We start from the raw sequence: 16,310 nt of genomic DNA on the forward strand, positions 1-16,310 counted from the left end.
CTCCTCCCGTGCGGGACGGGTCAGCGGCGGTGCTGCGAGTCCGCGACCGTCACCTCGACGCGCTGGAACTCCTTGAGCTCGCTGTAGCCCGTGGTCGCCATCGAGCGGCGCAGGGCACCGAAGAGGTTCATCGAGCCGTCGGGGGTGTGGGACGGGCCGGTGAGGATCTCCTCGGTGGTGCCGACCGTGCCCAGGTCCACCTTCTTGCCGCGCGGCACGTCCTCGTGGACGGCCTCCATGCCCCAGTGGTGGCCGCGGCCGGGCGCGTCGGTGGCGCGGGCCAGCGGGGAGCCCATCATCACGGCGTCCGCACCGCAGGCGATGGCCTTGGGCAGGTCGCCGGACCAGCCCACGCCGCCGTCGGCGATGACGTGGACGTAGCGGCCGCCGGACTCGTCCATGTAGTCGCGGCGGGCGGCGGCCACGTCGGCGACCGCGGTCGCCATCGGCACCTGGATGCCCAGCACGTTGCGGGTGGTGTGCGCGGCGCCGCCGCCGAAGCCGACCAGGACGCCCGCGGCGCCGGTGCGCATCAGGTGCAGGGCCGCGGTGTAGGTGGCGCAGCCGCCCACGATCACCGGGACGTCGAGCTCGTAGATGAACTGCTTCAGGTTCAGCGGCTCGGCCGCGCCGGAGACGTGCTCGGCGGAGACGGTGGTGCCGCGGATCACGAAGATGTCCACGCCCGCGTCGACCACGGCCTTGGAGAACTGCGCGGTGCGCTGCGGGGAGAGCGCGGCGGCGGTGACGACGCCGGAGTCGCGCACCTCCTTGATGCGCTGGCCGATCAGGTCCGCCTGGATCGGGGCGGAGTAGATCTCCTGGAGGCGGCGGGTGGCGGTCTCCTCGTCCAGCGTGGCGATCTCGTCGAGCAGCGGCTGCGGGTCCTCGTACCGGGTCCACAGGCCCTCGAGGTTGAGGACGCCCAGGCCACCGAGCTCACCGATGCGGATCGCGGTCTGCGGGGAGACGACCGAGTCCATCGGGGCGGCCAGGAAGGGGAGCTCGAAGCGGTAGGCGTCGATCTGCCAGGCGATCGAGACCTCCTTCGGGTCCCGCGTACGGCGGCTCGGGACGATGGCGATGTCGTCGAACGCGTACGCCCTGCGGCCGCGCTTGCCGCGCCCGATCTCGATCTCAGTCACGTGTGGTGGCCTTTCCCTCTTGACTCTGCCCGTCCAGTATCCCCGAAGGGCGGACGGTCGCGTTCCCGTGACCGCTGTACGGACGCACGCGCGCCCGGCCCGCGGGCGGCGCGTGGTGCCGCGCACGCCGGAGGGGGCGGACCCGTCACCCGGGTCCGCCCCCTCCGTGCCTGCTCAGCCCTTGCGGGAGTAGTTCGGCGCCTCGACCGTCATCTGGATGTCGTGCGGGTGGCTCTCCTTGAGGCCCGCCGACGTGATGCGGACGAACCGGCCGCGGTCCTGGAGCTCCGGCACCGTGCGGCCGCCGACGTAGAACATCGACTGGCGCAGGCCGCCGACCAGCTGGTGGACGACCGCGGAGAGCGGGCCGCGGTAGGGCACCTGGCCCTCGATGCCCTCGGGGATCAGCTTGTCGTCGCCGCCGACGCCCTCCTGGAAGTACCGGTCCTTGGAGAACGACTTGCGGTCGCCGCGGGACTGCATGGCGCCCAGCGAGCCCATGCCGCGGTACGACTTGAACTGCTTGCCGTTGATGAAGAGCAGCTCGCCCGGGGACTCCTCGCAGCCCGCGAGCAGCGAGCCCAGCATGACCGTGTCCGCGCCGGCGACGAGCGCCTTGGCGATGTCGCCGGAGTACTGCAGGCCGCCGTCGCCGATGACCGGGACGCCCGCGGCCTTGGCGGCCAGCGAGGCCTCGTAGATCGCGGTGACCTGCGGGACGCCGATGCCGGCGACCACGCGGGTGGTGCAGATGGAGCCGGGGCCGACGCCGACCTTGATGCCGTCGCAGCCGGCGTCGACGAGCGCCTGGGCGCCGTCGCGGGTGGCGACGTTGCCGCCGATGACGTCGACGGAGGAGTTCGACTTGATCTTGGAGACCATGTCGCCGACCAGGCGGGAGTGGCCGTGGGCGGTGTCGACGACGATGAAGTCGGCACCCGCCTCGATCAGGGCCTGGGCGCGCTCGTACGCGTCACCGGCGACGCCGACGGCGGCGCCGACCAGCAGGCGGCCGTCCTTGTCCTTGGCGGCGTTCGGGTACTTCTCCGCCTTGACGAAGTCCTTGACGGTGATGAGGCCCTTGAGGGTGCCCGCCTCGTCGACCAGCGGCAGCTTCTCGATCTTGTGGCGGCGCAGCAGCTCCATGGCGTCGACGCCGGAGATGCCGACCTTGCCCGTGACCAGCGGCATCGGGGTCATGACCTCGCGCACCTGGCGGCTGCGGTCCGACTCGAACGCCATGTCGCGGTTCGTGACGATGCCGAGCAGCTTGCCCGCGGGGTCGGTGACCGGCACGCCGGAGATGCGGAACTTCGCGCAGAGCTCGTCCGCCTCGCGCAGGGTCGCGTCGGGGTGGACGGTGATCGGGTCGGTGACCATGCCGGACTCGGAGCGCTTGACCAGGTCCACCTGGTTCGCCTGGTCGGCGATCGAGAGGTTCCGGTGCAGGACGCCGACGCCGCCCTGGCGGGCCATCGCGATGGCCATGCGCGCCTCGGTGACCTTGTCCATCGCCGCGGAGAGCAGCGGGACGTTCACACGGACGTTCCGGGAGATGAGGGAGGAGGTGTCGATCTCGTCCGGGGCCATGTCCGACGCGCCCGGCAGCAGCAGGACGTCGTCGTAAGTCAGCCCGAGCGAGGCGAATTTGTCGGGCACTCCGTCGACGTTGACAGTCATGACACCTTCCCAGATGGTCTTGCTCAGCGCAGATGTCCATGCTAACGGGATCGCAGCGCGTCTCATTCCACGATGAAGATCGACCGCAATTTTCGTACCTTGCTACAAGTTTGGGCGCAGAAATTGCCGTCTTGTGGTATCCGCCGCGTGCGGCGCGCCCGTCCTTCCGGCGCACTCGTCGCCCGGCAGGCGCTCACTGCTCGGCGAGCGCCCGCAGCCGGCTGAGCGCGCGGTGCTGCGCCACCCGGACGGCCCCCGGCGACATGCCGAGCATCTGGCCGGTCTCCTCCGCCGTCAGACCGACGGCCACCCGCAGTACGAGCAGCTCGCGCTGGTTCTCGGGCAGGTTGGCCAGCAGCTTCTTGGCCCAGGCGGCATCGCTGCTGAGCAGCGCGCGCTCCTCAGGACCGAGCGAGTCGTCCGGCCGCTCGGGCATCTCGTCCGACGGCACGGCCGTGCTCCCGGGGTGCCGCATGGCGGCCCTCTGGAGGTCGGCGACCTTGTGCGCGGCGATGGCGAAGACGAAGGCCTCGAAGGGCCGGCCCGTGTCGCGGTACCGCGGCAGGGCCATCAGGACGGCGACGCAGACCTCCTGCGCCAGGTCCTCCACGAAGTGCCGCGCGTCCCCGGGCAGCCGGGACAGCCGCGTGCGGCAGTAGCGCAGCGCGAGCGGGTGCACGTGGGCGAGCAGGTCGTGGGTGGCCTGCTCGTCCCCCTCGACGGCCCGGCGTACCAGTGCGCCGACGGCCCCCTGGCCGCCCTCCTTGGGGGGCCCCGCAGGGCCGGTGGCCGTGGGGGACCCCAGGGCCTCGTCGTCGCGCATCGATCCATGGTGCCCCGACGCCGGGCCTTCTGCGGCACCCTGGCCCGTGTTGTGCATCGAAGCGTTATGAGCGGGCGCGCCTGAAGTCATCGTCTGCGCCCTCCCCTCCCGCTCGGCCGAATGGTCCCCGAGGACCGCCACATCTCAAGAATGCGGTACTCCTCAAGCATGCGGCATCGCGTCCGAAGCGACACTCCCCCGGCTACCGCTGGGAGGTTGCCCCACCCGATTCTGCCCCGCCAACCCCCTCGCGCACACCGGTTCCGGCCGAGTCGTCGAGGGGGCTGTGGTCAGATCGGATGCGGCGGACGCCTCAGCGGACGAGGCCCCAGCGGAATCCGAGTGCCACGGCGTGCGCCCGGTCCGAGGCGCCCAGCTTCTTGAAGAGCCTGCGCGCGTGCGTCTTCACGGTGTCCTCGGAGAGGAACAGCTCGCGCCCGATCTCCGCGTTGGACCGGCCGTGGCTCATGCCCTCGAGCACCTGGATCTCGCGCGCGGTGAGCGTGGGCGCGGCACCCATCTCGGCCGAGCGCAGCCGCCGCGGGGCGAGCCGCCAGGTCGGGTCGGCCAGCGCCTGGGTCACCGTCGCGCGCAGCTCGGCGCGGGAGGCGTCCTTGTGGAGGTACCCGCGGGCGCCGGCGGCGACCGCGAGGGCCACGCCGTCGAGGTCCTCGGCGACCGTCAGCATGATGATGCGGGCCCCCGGGTCGGCCGAGAGCAGGCGGCGCACGGTCTCGACGCCGCCGAGGCCGGGCATCCGTACGTCCATCAGGATCAGGTCGGACCGGTCGGCGCCCCAGCGGCGGAGGACTTCCTCGCCGTTGGCGGCCGTCGTCACGCGCTCGACGCCGGGCACGGTGGCAACCGCGCGGCGGAGCGCCTCTCGGGCGAGCGGGGAGTCGTCGCAGACGAGGACGGAAGTCATGGCCGCCCTCCGCAGCTGCTGATGCACGTCACCTTGAGCCTCCAGGCTGGTACGTATCGTCACCTGTGCGGTCGATGCCCTCGGACACCTGTCCGGGAACTTGTTCTTTCAACCGCCTTCGCACTCTCAACGATGGTCACTCGAAAGAGTTACGGGTCGGACGGACACCTTCGGCACTCTACGTGAGGAAGCGAACACAGCGCTGGCATGACAGGCCATCTGTCCTCCATCTGGAGCTATGCCCTATTTGGCGGCTTTTCTTCCGTTCGGCCTGTGTCTGAGGCTAGATTCCCAATGAGTCATATTTACATCTACTCGGATAGTAGATGTGGAGACATGGACCGTATCCGCCTCAGTACCGGCTTCAAGAGGACTACCCATGGCAGATTTCTCCCGCCTCCCCGGACCGAACGCCGACCTCTGGGACTGGCAGCTGCTGGCCGCCTGCCGGGGGGTCGACAGCTCCCTCTTCTTCCACCCGGAGGGCGAGCGGGGCGCGGCCCGGAGCGCGCGCGAGGCCTCGGCTAAAGAGGTCTGCATGCGATGCCCGGTGCGTGCCGAATGCGCCGCGCACGCTCTCGCCGTACGTGAGCCCTATGGCGTATGGGGAGGGCTGACCGAGGACGAGCGCGAGGAGCTGATGGGCCGCGCCCGGCACCGGCTCATCTCCGCTTCGGGAGCGGGTGGCACAGCCGCCCACTGAACCAGTGTTCGAAAGGCGCTGAAGGAACGATTCCGCTAATCCTGCCGGGGACGGGAATCCGTGAACGCCCCCGGGCGTGTCGTGCGGGCGCGGGCCGTCACGGGCCCGCGCCCGGGACGCCTCACCGCGCCGCGGCGTGCTCCAGCCGGTCCAGCATGGCCGCGACGGCGGGCACGCGCGCGAGGTCGGGCAGCGTGAGGGCGACGACCTCGCGCTCGACGGCGGGCTCCACCGTCACGGTCCTGGCCGCCCCGGTCCGCACGGACTCCACGGCCAGCTCCGGCAGCACGGCCACGCCGAGCCCCGCGCCCACCAGACCCACCACCGCCGGGTAGTCGTCGGTGGCGAAGTCGATGCGCGGCGTGAAGCCCACGCCCTCGCACACCTCCACCAGATGGCGGCGGCAGCGCGGACAGCCGGCGATCCACGGCTCGCCGGCCAGCTCGGCCATGCCCACCCGCTCGGCGCCGGCCAGCGGGTGCTGCTCGGGGACCAGGCCCACCAGCCGGTCCGTGAGCAACGGCCGGACCACGAGGTCCTCCCACTCGGCGGGGCCGCTCCCCGCCGCCCCGGTGTACCGGAACGCCAGGGCGACGTCGCAGTCGCCCTCGCGCAGCATCTCCACCGACCGCGGCGGTTCGGCCTCCACGAGCGAGACGCGGGTGCCGGGGTTGTCGGCGCGCATCGCGGCCAGCGCCTTGGGCACCAACGTCGAGCTGCCGCTGGGGAAGGACACCAGGCGGACCCGCCCGGCGCGCAGGCCCGCGATGGCCGCGACCTCCTCCTCGGCCGCGGTCAGGCCGGCGAGGATGCCGGCGGCGTGGCGCACCAGCGCCTCGCCGGCCTGGGTCAGCCGCATCTCGCGGCCGGTCCTGATGAGCAGCGGGGTGCCGGCGGACTGCTCCAGCGCCTTCATCTGCTGGGAGACGGCGGGCTGCGTGCAGCCCAGCTCGCGGGCGGCGGCGGAGAAGGAGCCCGTGGCCGCGACGGCGCGCAGGACTCGGAGATGACGTGCCTCGATCACCCTTCGAGCATAAGCCCCCCTTTGACGCCGCGGCGAATATCGGTGTGCCGCTTTGGGAAACCCTCGGCTAGCGTTCGAACATGCATCTGCTCTCCGTGAACCTGGGCCGCGCCGTCGCCGTGGACCACACCGATCCGTCCGTGGGCGTGACGGGCATCGGCAAGGCGCCCGTGCCCGGGCCCGTACGCGTCTCCGCCCCCGGACCCAAGGGCGTCGGCGGCAGCGGCCTCGAAGGCGACGCGGTCTGCGACCTGCGCCACCACGGCGGCGACCACCAGGCCGTCTACGCCTACGCCCGCGAGGACCTCGACCACTGGGAGCGCGAGCTGGGCCGCGAGCTGCCCGGAGGGATCTTCGGCGAGAACCTCACCACCTCGGGCGTCGACGTGAACGGCGCGCTGATCGGCGAGCGCTGGCGGGTCGGCCGCGACCTGGTCCTGGAGGTGGCCTCGGCCCGTATCCCGTGCCGCACCTTCGCGGGGCACCTGGACGAGGGCGGCTGGGTGAAGCGCTTCACGCAGGCCGCGATGCCCGGGGCGTACCTCCGGGTGGTCCAGGAGGGCGAGGTGTCGCCCGGCGACGCGGTCGAGGTGGTGCACCGCCCGGACCACGAGGTCACGGTCGCCTTCTGGTTCCGCGCCTTCACCACCGAGCGGGAGCTGCTGCCGCGTACGCTCGCCGCCGGTGACGCCCTGGAGCCGGAGGCGCGGGAAAAGGTCCACGCGTACCTGGAGAAGCACGGCGGGACGACGGGCTGAAACCTGCGGCGGCTAGGTTGCGCACATGACGACTGCTCTGATTACGGGTTCCACGGCGGGCATCGGCGCCGCCTTCGCGCGCAAGCTGGCCGCCCAGGGGAACAACCTGGTGCTGGTGGCCCGGGACACCAAGCGGCTGCGCGAGCAGGCCACCGAACTGCACGACCGGCACGGGATCGAGGCCGAGGTGCTGACCGCCGACCTGTCGACGGAGGAGGGCATCGCGGCGGTCGAGCAGCGCCTCGGCGACCGTCGCGACCCGGTCGACCTGCTGGTCAACAACGCCGGGTTCGGCAACAAGGGGCGCTACCTCGAGGTCTCCATGGCCGACGAGCTGACGATGCTGAAGGTGCACGTCGAGGCGGTGCTGCGGCTGACCTCGGCGGCGTCCGCGAGCATGCGCGAGCGCGGCCGGGGCGGGATCGTCAACGTGGCGTCGGTGGCCGCCTTCGTACCGCGCGGTACCTACGGCGCGAGCAAGGCGTGGGTCGTGCAGTTCACGCAGGGCGCGGCGCGGGACATGGCGGGGTCCGGGGTGCGGCTGATGGCGCTGTGCCCCGGCTTCGTGCGCACGGAGTTCCACGAGCGGGCCGGCATGGGCACGGACAACATCCCGAACTGGATGTGGCTGGACGCGGACAAGCTGGTCACGGCGGCCCTGGCCGACCTGGCCAGGGGCCGTACCGTCTCGATCCCCGACCCGCGGTACAAGGCCCTGATGGGCGTCGTGAAGCTGACGCCGCGCGGGCTGCTGGGCGGGGTGTCCTCGCGTACCGGGCGCAAGTACGGACCCCAGTGACGGCGCCGACCGTGCAGCGGTTGAAAAGGCGCTAAACCGGCCGAATCGGTGGTTCTTCACTAAAATTGGGACTGTCCTTTCCAGCCCGGGAGACCGCCATGACATTCGTACAACTGGTCGATTACACGACGCACCAGCCCGAGGCCATGAACGACCTGCTCGACAAGTACGTCGCCCAGAGCCACGGCAGGCGCACGCTGACCCACAGCATCGTGGGCAAGGACCGCGACATGAACGACCACTACGTCGACGTCGTGGAGTTCCCTTCGTACGAGGAGGCCATGAAGAACTCGAACCTCCCCGAGACGGACCGCATGTTCCACGAGATGGTCGCGCTGTGCGACGGCATGCCGAAGTTCACCAACCTCGACGTGGTCCGCGACGAACACCTCAACACCATGCTGGTCAACCGGGTGTTCGAGGAGGTGATGCTGAACGGGAACATGGCCGTGTTCGAGGAGTGTTTCGCCACGAACTACATCGACCACGACGTCAGCAAGGCGGAGCAGACGGTCGTCGGGCGCGACGAGGTGATGAAGGACGTCCAGATGTGGCGCGGCGGCTTCGAGATGTCCTTCGCCGTCGACGCGCAGCTCGCCCAGGACGACCTCGTCACCACCGTGTGGACGTGGCGCGGCAAGCACACGGGCGAGTTCATGGGCATGGCCCCCACCGGGAAGACCTACGAGACCACCGGCACCACCACCTTCCGGTGCACGGACGGCATGATCTCCGAGGGCTGGTGGCACTACGACATCATGCGCCTCATGCGCGAGATGGGCATGGACATGAACATGAGTGCGGACACGGGGATGGGCGCCGCCGGCTGACGCCGCATCACCACGGGCCGGCCCGCCGGCCGGAGGGCGAGAGCCGGGGCCGGGGGCGGGGGCGGGGGCGGGTCCGGAATACGGGAAGGCCCCCGCCGCACGGATGCGACGGGGGCCTGCGCGTCAGCGCGTGGGTCAGTGGCTGTGACCGTGGCCGTGGCCGTGACCGTGGCCGTTGTCCTCCTCCTCGGCCGGCTTCTCGACGACCAGGGTCTCGGTCGTGAGCAGCAGCGAGGCGATGGAAGCGGCGTTCTCCAGGGCGGAGCGGGTGACCTTGACCGGGTCGATGACGCCGGCCTTGACCAGGTCGCCGTACTCGCCGGTGGCGGCGTTGAAGCCCTGGCCCTTCTCGAGCTCGGAGACCTTCGAGGTGATGACGTAGCCCTCGAGGCCGGCGTTCTCGGCGATCCAGCGCAGCGGCTCGACCACGGCGCGGCGGACGACGGCGACACCGGTCGCCTCGTCGCCGTCCTTGCCCAGGTTGTCGGCGAGGACCTTGGCGGCGTGGACCAGAGCGGAGCCACCACCGGAGACGATGCCCTCCTCGACCGCGGCGCGGGTCGCGGAGATGGCGTCCTCCAGACGGTGCTTCTTCTCCTTCAGCTCCACCTCGGTGGCGGCGCCGACCTTGATCACGCACACGCCGCCGGCCAGCTTCGCGAGGCGCTCCTGGAGCTTCTCGCGGTCCCAGTCGGAGTCCGTGGACTCGATCTCGGCCTTGATCTGGTTGACGCGGCCGAGGACGTCCTCGGAGGAGCCGGCGCCGTCCACGATCGTGGTGTCGTCCTTGGTGACGGTCACGCGGCGGGCGGAGCCCAGCACGTCCAGACCGGCCTGGTCGAGCTTGAGGCCGACCTCCTCGGCGATCACGGTGGCACCGGTGAGGGTGGCCATGTCCTGCAGCATCGCCTTGCGGCGGTCGCCGAAGCCGGGCGCCTTGACGGCGACGGCGTTGAAGGTGCCGCGGATCTTGTTCACGACCAGGGTCGACAGGGCCTCGCCCTCGACGTCCTCGGCGATGATCAGCAGCGGCTTGGAGCCACCGGCCTGGATGACCTTCTCGAGCAGCGGCAGGAGGTCCTGGATGGAGGAGATCTTGCCCTGGTTGATCAGGATGTAGGGGTCCTCCAGGACCGCCTCCATGCGCTCCTGGTCCGTCACGAAGTACGGGGACAGGTAACCCTTGTCGAAGGCCATGCCCTCGGTGAACTCGAGCTCGAGACCGAAGGTGTTGGACTCCTCGACGGTGATGACACCGTCCTTGCCGACCTTGTCCATCGCCTCGGCGATGAGCTCGCCGACCTGCTGGTCCTGCGCGGAGAGCGCGGCCACGGCGGCGATGTCGGACTTGTCCTCGATCGGACGGGCGGTCGCGAGGAGGTCCTCGGAGACCGCCTTGACCGCGGCGTCGATGCCCTTCTTCAGGGCGGCCGGGGAGGCGCCGGCGGCGACGTTGCGCAGGCCCTCGCGGACCAGGGCCTGGGCCAGGACCGTGGCGGTGGTGGTGCCGTCACCCGCGATGTCGTTGGTCTTGGTCGCCACCTCCTTCACGAGCTGGGCGCCGAGGTTCTCGTACGGGTCCTCGATCTCGACCTCACGGGCGATGGTGACGCCGTCGTTGGTGATGGTCGGGGCACCGAACTTCTTGTCGATGACGACGTTGCGGCCCTTGGGGCCGATGGTCACCTTGACGGTGTCGGCAAGCTTGTTGACGCCGCGCTCGAGGGCGCGACGGGCGTCCTCGTCGAACTTCAGAATCTTCGCCATGGGAGCGTTTCAGTCCTCTTCGGTGAGACGAACTGCGCCCCGGGCACCCTGATATGGAGGTCTGGGGCCCGGGGCGCAGGTCAAAGCATCTGCTTCAGTGCGGTGCTTGGGTGAACTACTTCTCGACGATCGCGAGCACGTCGCGAGCCGAGAGGACGAGGTACTCCTCGCCGCTGTACTTCACCTCGGTGCCGCCGTACTTGCTGTACAGCACGATGTCGCCGACGGAGACGTCGAGCGGCAGGCGCTGACCGTCCTCGAAGCGGCCCGGGCCCACGGCGAGGACGACGCCCTCCTGGGGCTTCTCCTTCGCGGTGTCCGGGATGACCAGGCCAGAGGCCGTGGTCTGCTCGGCGTCCAGCGGCTGGACCACGATGCGGTCCTCGAGCGGCTTGATGGCAACCTTGGAGCTGGCGGTCGTCACGATCCGACCTCCCCCTTCGGAGATCTCACGGGGTTAACTGTCTGAGGTGGCGACCAGGTCGATCCGTCGTCGCGGGTGCCGGATCTGCCCGTCGCTGTGTTGGCACTCACCATGGGCGAGTGCCAGGGCCGAGACTATTCCGGCGATTAGCACTCGGTCAAGCGGAGTGCCAATCCGCTGCGCGGCGCCCCCCGGAATCCACCCGCACCGCCCCCCGGAACCACCGCCCCGGGGCCGCACCCCCGGCCCCGTCCCGGGGTCTGGCCCGGCCCGCTGCCCCAGGCCCCCACCCAGGGAACTGCCAGGTGCGGCGCGCCGGTGCGGCAGGCCCGGCAGGCCGGCGCCCCGGATACCCGGGCTCAGGCTCGGCCTGGGTGTCCGGCCGGGGCCGGGTGCGGGCAGGGCGCCCGGGCGAGCACGGGCCGGGTATCGGGGCTCGGGTGCGGGCCGGGTCGGGCGGCTGGCGTGACCCCGGGTGACCGGGCTCGGGTGGCCGGCGCAACCCCCGGGGCGGCGTAACCCCGAGGCGGCCGGGCCCCGGGTTCGGGGGGATTTGGGTGGTATGTGACGCTGGACGGCGTGCGGATTCTGGTGGTGGAGGACGAAGTCGGGCTGGCCGAGTCCCTTCGGCGCGGCCTCGGCGCCGAAGGGCACTGGGTCGAGCTCGCCCACGACGGCCACCGCGGCCTGGAACTCGCGCTCGCCGGCGGCCCGTACGACGCGGTCGTGCTCGACCTGATGCTGCCCGGCCCCGGCGGGTACGAGATCTGCGCCCGCATGCGGCGCCACGGCGACGCCACGCCCGTGCTGATGCTGACCGCCAGGGACGGCGAGTACGACGAGGCCGACGGGCTGGACGCCGGGGCGGACGACTACCTGACCAAGCCCTTCTCGTTCGTGGTCCTGTCGGCCCGGCTCCGCGCCCTCCAGCGCCGCGCCGGCACCGCCCCCGCCACCACCCTCCAGGCCGGTGACCTGGTGCTGGACCCCGTGGCCCGGCGCTGCCGCCGAGGCCCGCACGAGATCGAGCTGACGGCCCGTGAGCTGGGCGTCCTGGCCTGCCTGCTGCGCACCCCCGGCGAGGCGGTGGCCAAGCGGGACATCCTGGGCGAGGTCTGGGGCGGCCCCGCCGGCATCGACCCGAACATCGTCGAGGTCTACGTCTCCTCCCTCCGGAAGAAGGTCGACGCGCCCTTCGGCCGCCGTTCCATCCGTACCGTGCACGGCCACGGCTACCGCCTGGTCCCCGATGACGGCTGAGGCACGGCGCCCACAGCCGGGCCGCCCCACGCCGGTCCCGGGCTCCCCGCCCCCGCCCCCGGCCCCCGCCGCGCCCGGTACGGGCTGCGGGCGCGGGCCGCCCTGGCCGGGGGGCTGGCCATGGCGGCCGTGCTCGGTGCGGGCGGGCTCTGGCTGTACGGGCTGTTGCGCGCGAACCTGCTCGACAGCACCACCGGCCGCACCGAACTGGCCGCCCGCCGCACCGCCGCGCAGGTGGACACCGGCACGCTCCCCGCCGTACTCCCCGCCCCGGAGGACGGCGTCGACCTGGTCTTCGTGACCGGGCCCGGCGGCCGGGTGGTGGCCGCCGGCGCCACCCCGCGCGACCCGGCCCGCTTCGCCGGCCTGCGCCCCGCCCCCGGCGAAGACTCCGCCTCCGCGGTGCTGCCGCCCGAGCGCCCCGGCGGCGAGCGCCGTGCCGTCGTCGTGGTCGGGGCCCGGGCCCCGGGGGCCGGCGGCGGTCCCCGGTACGTCTACGCCGTGACGGTGCTCGGCGACGTGGACGACGCCTCCCGCACCATCGCCCTGGGCCTCCTCGCGGGCGCACCGCCCCTGATCGCCTTCGCGGCCGGACTGGCCTGGGTGGTCACCGGCCGCGCCCTGCGCCCGGTCACCGCCATCCGCCGCGGGCTCGACGCCGTCACGGCCACCGCCCTCGACCGCCGTGTCCCCGACCCCGGCGGCGCCGACGAGATCGCCCGGCTGGCCCGTACCGTCAACGCCACCCTCGACCGGCTGGAGCTGGCCGACGAGCGGCAGCGCCGGTTCACCGCCGACGCCTCCCACGAGCTGCGCAACCCCCTCTCCGCCGTCCGCGCCCGCCTGGAGGTGGCGCTGTCCCGCCCCGACCAGGAGGCGGTACGGGCCGCCCTCGCCGACACCGAGCGGCTCCAGCACGTCGCCGCCGACCTGCTCCTGCTGGCCCGCCTCGACGGCCGGCCCCCGCTCGCCGCCGAGCCGGTGGACCTGGCGCTGCTCGCCGCCGAGGACCTGGCCCGGCGTCGCGCCCCGCGAGTGCCGGTGAGGGTGGTGGCGGGGGCGCCCGTACCCGCGTACGGGAACCCCGGACAGCTGGCCCGGCTGCTCGCGAACCTGGTCGACAACGCCGTGCGGCACGCCGGCACCGAGGTGCGCGTCCACGCGGCCGCCGGCCCCGGCGGCGACCCGGTGCTGGTGGTGACGGACGACGGTCCCGGCATCCCGGCCGCCGACCGGGAGCGGGTCTTCGAGCGCTTCGTACGGCTGGACGGGGCCCGCTCCCGGGACCGCGGCGGCACCGGCCTCGGCCTGGCCATCGCCCGTGAGATCGCCCTGGCGCACGGCGGCGGGCTGGCCGCGGGAACGGCACCGGGCGGCGGTGCCCGGCTCACGCTCCGGCTCCCCGGGCGGCGGCCCGCCTCCTGAGGGCGGGCCGCCCCGGCACCTGCCGTTCCTGAAGGCACCTTCAGGATCTTCAGGTCTTCCTCAGCAGCCCCCGCCCAGCATCGGGACGCATGAGCACCCACCGGAAGACCCCTCGGACCGGCACCCGCCGACGGCCCGCCCGCCGCAGGCCCGTACCCCGCAGGACCGGCCGACGGCTGCTCGTGACGGCGGCGGTGCTGGCCGTCACGGCCGGCGGCGCGGCCTGGTACGCGTACCGGGACTTGACCGGCAGCATCGCGAGCTCGAAGGCCCTGGACGGCGCCGAGAAGTCGGCCGGGGACGCGACGAACATCCTGCTGATGGGCCTGGACAGCCGGAAGGACCGGGACGGCCGGGACCTCCCCGAAGACGTCCTGGAGAAGCTGCACGCCGGCAGCTCCGACATCGGCGGCTACAACGCGAACACGCTGATCCTCCTGAACGTGCCGGCGGACGGCGGCCGGGCCAAGGCCTTCTCGATCCCGCGGGACGACCTGGTCGACATACCGGGACGCGGGCAGGACAAGATCAAGAAGGCCTACGGGCTGGCCAAGGCCAAGCGCGAGGAGGAGCTCTCGGCGCAGGGCGAGGAGGACCGCCGGACCCTGGAGCGTGAGGGCCGCGAGGCGGGCAGGAAGGCCGAGATCGAGACGGTCCGGAACTTCCTCGGCGTGCCGGTCGACCACTTCGCCGAGCTGAACCTGGCCGGTTTTCACCACCTCGCCGACGCGCTGGGCGGCGTACCCGTCTGCCTGAAGCACGACGTGAAGGACGGGTACTCGGGCGCCGACTTCACCGCGGGCCACCACACCCTCGACGGACGGCAGTCCCTGGCGTTCGTCCGCCAGCGGCACGGGCTGGCCATGGGGGACCTGGACCGCACCAGGCGCCAGCAGGCCTTCCTCGCGGGGGCCCGGTACAAGCTGAGCCAGGCCGGGACCTTCACGGATCCGGCGAAGCTGGTGAGGCTGCTGGACACGGCCAGGCAGGACCTGGTCACGGACGAGGGCTCAGACCTGCTGTCGTTCGTCCAGCAGGCGAAGAACCTCTCCGGCGGGGACGTCGAGTTTGTGACACTTCCCATCAAAGGGTTCGCGAGGAACCACGGCGAGGACGTCAACGTCGTTGATGATATGAAGATAAAGCGCCTCATAGCCGAGCAGATCGGGCCCAAGGCCGCTGCCGACCCTGACGCCTCCGGCGCCCCCGGCGCCACGGCCCACTCCCCCGCCCCGGCCTCCTCCCCCGCCCCGAGCACGCGGGACGGCGGTGGCAGCGCGAGCTCCGCGATCGACGGCGGCGGCATTCCGTGCGTGGACTGACCCCCCTGACGGTGGCGGGCGCCAAACGGCGCACCGAGGCGCTGCTGCTGGCCTTCGTCGTACTGATCACGGTCGGCGGGCACGCGAGCGTGGGCCTGTCGATGACCGGCGAGCTGCCGGACAACCTCGCGGACTTCGCGATCAGCATGACCCTGCTGGCCCTGGTCGGGCACCTGGCGGTGCGCCGCTTCGCCGCGTACGCCGACCCGCTGATCCTCCCGCTCACGCTGCTGCTGTCGGGCCTCGGCCTGGTGCTGCTGGCCCGCCTGGACACGACGTACCTGGCCAAGTGGCCGAAGTCCGGGGCCACCGCGCCGAACCAGCTGATGTGGACCGTGGTGGGCACCGCCATCTGCATCGTCGTGCTGATGGTGCTGCGCGACCACCGCCACCTCCGGCGGTTCATCTACATCACCATGCTGGTGGCGCTGGTGCTGCTGATGGCCCCGATGTTCTTCGGCGCGGACATGTACGGCGCCAAGCGGTGGATCGTCATCGGCGGGCAGTCGCTCCAGCCGGGCGAGTTCGTGAAGATCATGATCGCGGTCTTCTTCGCCGGCTACCTGGTCACCCACCGCGACTCGCTCTCGCTGGCCGGGCGGAAGGTCCTGGGCGTGCGCCTGCCGCCGATGCGCCAGCTCGGCCCGATCATCACCGTCTGGATCGTCTCGCTGCTGGTGCTGGTCTTCGAGCGCGACCTCGGCACCTCGCTGATCTTCTTCGGCGTCTTCGTGGTGATGCTGTACGTCGCCACCGAACGCACCAGCTGGATCGTCTGCGGCCTGCTGATGGCCGCGCTGGGCGCCTTCGTGGTCGGCTCGACCGAACCGCACGTGAAGGGGCGCGTGGCGGCCTGGCTGGACCCGCTGGCGATCTACCTGCCGGAGGACCAGCGGCCGCCCGGCATCGTCTCCGAGCAGTCGGCCCAGGCGCTGTTCGGCTTCGGCAGCGGCGGCATCACCGGCACCGGCCTCGGCCAGGGCCACCCGGAGCTGGTCGGCTTCGCCGGCCGCAGCGACTTCATCCTCACGACGATCGGCGAGGAGCTGGGCCTGGCCGGGGTCATGGTCGTCCTGCTGCTGTACGCCCTGCTGGCACAGCGGGGGCTGCGGATGGCGCTGGGCGCGCGCGACCCGTTCGGCAAGCTGCTGGCCGTGGGCCTGGCGGCGGCACTGGCCCTCCAGGTCTTCGTGGTCGCGGGCGGCGTGACGGGCCTGATCCCGCTGACCGGAAAGGCCCTGCCGTTCCTGGCCAAGGGCGGCTCTTCCCTGGTGGCCAACTGGATCATGGTGGCGCTGCTGCTGCGGATCTCCGACAGCGCGGAGCGCCAGCGCGAGGCGGACGCCCGGGGCCCGGTGGAAACCACGATCACCCCGGTGGTCGCGGCCCCGACGGGAGGCTGACGGAAGGGGGCGGGGGCCACCG

Annotated in this window: 15 protein-coding genes; 8 read left to right on the top strand and 7 right to left on the bottom strand. The window is 72.0% G+C overall.

Features of this window, described 5'->3' with window-relative positions; translation table 11 throughout:
• Positions 1 to 20: 20 nt before the first annotated feature.
• The 4 genes from ACIQUQ_RS12340 to ACIQUQ_RS12355 form a co-directional block, all read right to left on the bottom strand.
• Positions 21 to 1,145 carry a GuaB3 family IMP dehydrogenase-related protein gene (locus ACIQUQ_RS12340; protein WP_403974388.1) on the bottom strand — a complete coding sequence of 375 codons (1,125 nt, stop codon included), beginning with the start codon at positions 1,143 to 1,145 and terminating at the stop codon, positions 21 to 23.
• 174 nt (positions 1,146 to 1,319) lie between these two features.
• Positions 1,320 to 2,825: an IMP dehydrogenase gene (gene guaB, locus ACIQUQ_RS12345; RefSeq protein ID WP_399946164.1), complete on the bottom strand. Its 1,506-nt coding sequence runs from the start codon at positions 2,823 to 2,825 to the stop codon at positions 1,320 to 1,322.
• 193 nt (positions 2,826 to 3,018) lie between these two features.
• On the bottom strand, positions 3,019 to 3,648 hold the full coding sequence (locus ACIQUQ_RS12350) for a sigma-70 family RNA polymerase sigma factor (RefSeq protein ID WP_399946161.1): 630 nt from the start codon (positions 3,646 to 3,648) through the stop codon (positions 3,019 to 3,021).
• A gap of 313 nt (positions 3,649 to 3,961) precedes the next feature.
• The gene (locus ACIQUQ_RS12355) at positions 3,962 to 4,573 is read right to left on the bottom strand and encodes a response regulator transcription factor (protein ID WP_003948568.1); all 612 of its coding nucleotides are present in this window, start codon (positions 4,571 to 4,573) and stop codon (positions 3,962 to 3,964) included.
• Positions 4,574 to 4,952: 379 nt separating this feature from the next.
• Here ACIQUQ_RS12355 and ACIQUQ_RS12360 point away from each other — a divergent pair, with 379 nt between their 5' ends.
• Positions 4,953 to 5,276 carry a WhiB family transcriptional regulator gene (locus tag ACIQUQ_RS12360; RefSeq protein ID WP_399946158.1) on the top strand — a complete coding sequence of 108 codons (324 nt, stop codon included), beginning with the start codon at positions 4,953 to 4,955 and terminating at the stop codon, positions 5,274 to 5,276.
• Positions 5,277 to 5,397: 121 nt separating this feature from the next.
• Here the strand turns inward: ACIQUQ_RS12360 and ACIQUQ_RS12365 are convergent, their stop codons facing one another.
• Entirely contained in the window at positions 5,398 to 6,300 is a 903-nt protein-coding gene (locus tag ACIQUQ_RS12365) for a LysR family transcriptional regulator (RefSeq protein ID WP_403974392.1), read from the bottom strand.
• An 80-nt stretch (positions 6,301 to 6,380) separates the two neighbouring features.
• Between ACIQUQ_RS12365 and ACIQUQ_RS12370 the strand changes: the two genes are divergently transcribed.
• From ACIQUQ_RS12370 to ACIQUQ_RS12380, 3 genes are all read left to right on the top strand, one after another.
• The gene (locus ACIQUQ_RS12370) at positions 6,381 to 7,058 is read left to right on the top strand and encodes an MOSC domain-containing protein (RefSeq protein ID WP_403974394.1); all 678 of its coding nucleotides are present in this window, start codon (positions 6,381 to 6,383) and stop codon (positions 7,056 to 7,058) included.
• Between the two features lie 25 nt (positions 7,059 to 7,083).
• Positions 7,084 to 7,857 carry an SDR family NAD(P)-dependent oxidoreductase gene (locus ACIQUQ_RS12375; protein WP_403974397.1) on the top strand — a complete coding sequence of 258 codons (774 nt, stop codon included), beginning with the start codon at positions 7,084 to 7,086 and terminating at the stop codon, positions 7,855 to 7,857.
• A gap of 98 nt (positions 7,858 to 7,955) precedes the next feature.
• Complete coding sequence (locus tag ACIQUQ_RS12380; RefSeq protein ID WP_403974400.1) at positions 7,956 to 8,687, top strand: ester cyclase; 732 nt, start codon at positions 7,956 to 7,958, stop codon at positions 8,685 to 8,687.
• 135 nt (positions 8,688 to 8,822) lie between these two features.
• Here the strand turns inward: ACIQUQ_RS12380 and groL are convergent, their stop codons facing one another.
• Together groL and groES are read right to left on the bottom strand one after the other, a co-directional pair.
• Positions 8,823 to 10,454, bottom strand: coding sequence for a chaperonin GroEL (gene groL / locus ACIQUQ_RS12385; RefSeq protein WP_403974402.1), 1,632 nt, complete (start codon positions 10,452 to 10,454; stop codon positions 8,823 to 8,825).
• 115 nt (positions 10,455 to 10,569) lie between these two features.
• On the bottom strand, positions 10,570 to 10,878 hold the full coding sequence (gene groES, locus ACIQUQ_RS12390) for a co-chaperone GroES (protein ID WP_030230757.1): 309 nt from the start codon (positions 10,876 to 10,878) through the stop codon (positions 10,570 to 10,572).
• Positions 10,879 to 11,457: 579 nt separating this feature from the next.
• Here groES and ACIQUQ_RS12395 point away from each other — a divergent pair.
• The 4 genes from ACIQUQ_RS12395 (at position 11,458) to ACIQUQ_RS12410 (ending at position 16,288) form a co-directional block, all read left to right on the top strand.
• Complete coding sequence (locus ACIQUQ_RS12395) at positions 11,458 to 12,138, top strand: response regulator transcription factor (protein ID WP_403974404.1); 681 nt, start codon at positions 11,458 to 11,460, stop codon at positions 12,136 to 12,138.
• 120 nt (positions 12,139 to 12,258) lie between these two features.
• On the top strand, positions 12,259 to 13,563 hold the full coding sequence (locus ACIQUQ_RS12400) for a sensor histidine kinase (RefSeq protein ID WP_403974406.1): 1,305 nt from the start codon (positions 12,259 to 12,261) through the stop codon (positions 13,561 to 13,563).
• A gap of 89 nt (positions 13,564 to 13,652) precedes the next feature.
• Positions 13,653 to 14,885: an LCP family protein gene (locus ACIQUQ_RS12405; RefSeq protein WP_403974408.1), complete on the top strand. Its 1,233-nt coding sequence runs from the start codon at positions 13,653 to 13,655 to the stop codon at positions 14,883 to 14,885.
• On the top strand, positions 14,873 to 16,288 hold the full coding sequence (locus tag ACIQUQ_RS12410) for an FtsW/RodA/SpoVE family cell cycle protein (protein ID WP_403974411.1): 1,416 nt from the start codon (positions 14,873 to 14,875) through the stop codon (positions 16,286 to 16,288). The genes ACIQUQ_RS12405 and ACIQUQ_RS12410 overlap by 13 nt, the downstream gene beginning before the upstream one ends.
• Positions 16,289 to 16,310: the final 22 nt, after the last annotated feature.

This window comes from Streptomyces sp. NPDC101118 (assembly GCF_044759445.1).
In the GTDB taxonomy this organism is placed as follows: domain Bacteria; phylum Actinomycetota; class Actinomycetes; order Streptomycetales; family Streptomycetaceae; genus Streptomyces.

What these genes read in the sequence shown, in the direction of transcription:
- guaB (WP_399946164.1), bottom strand. Translation starts at nt 2,825, where the DNA reads ATGACTGTCAACGTCGACGGAGTGCCCGACAAATTCGCCTCGCTCGGG.
- ACIQUQ_RS12350 (WP_399946161.1), bottom strand. Translation starts at nt 3,648, where the DNA reads ATGCGCGACGACGAGGCCCTGGGGTCCCCCACGGCCACCGGCCCTGCG.
- ACIQUQ_RS12355 (WP_003948568.1), bottom strand. Translation starts at nt 4,573, where the DNA reads ATGACTTCCGTCCTCGTCTGCGACGACTCCCCGCTCGCCCGAGAGGCG.
- ACIQUQ_RS12360 (WP_399946158.1), top strand. Translation starts at nt 4,953, where the DNA reads ATGGCAGATTTCTCCCGCCTCCCCGGACCGAACGCCGACCTCTGGGAC.
- ACIQUQ_RS12370 (WP_403974394.1), top strand. Translation starts at nt 6,381, where the DNA reads ATGCATCTGCTCTCCGTGAACCTGGGCCGCGCCGTCGCCGTGGACCAC.
- ACIQUQ_RS12375 (WP_403974397.1), top strand. Translation starts at nt 7,084, where the DNA reads ATGACGACTGCTCTGATTACGGGTTCCACGGCGGGCATCGGCGCCGCC.
- ACIQUQ_RS12380 (WP_403974400.1), top strand. Translation starts at nt 7,956, where the DNA reads ATGACATTCGTACAACTGGTCGATTACACGACGCACCAGCCCGAGGCC.
- groL (WP_403974402.1), bottom strand. Translation starts at nt 10,454, where the DNA reads ATGGCGAAGATTCTGAAGTTCGACGAGGACGCCCGTCGCGCCCTCGAG.
- ACIQUQ_RS12400 (WP_403974406.1), top strand. Translation starts at nt 12,259, where the DNA reads ATGGCGGCCGTGCTCGGTGCGGGCGGGCTCTGGCTGTACGGGCTGTTG.
- ACIQUQ_RS12405 (WP_403974408.1), top strand. Translation starts at nt 13,653, where the DNA reads ATGAGCACCCACCGGAAGACCCCTCGGACCGGCACCCGCCGACGGCCC.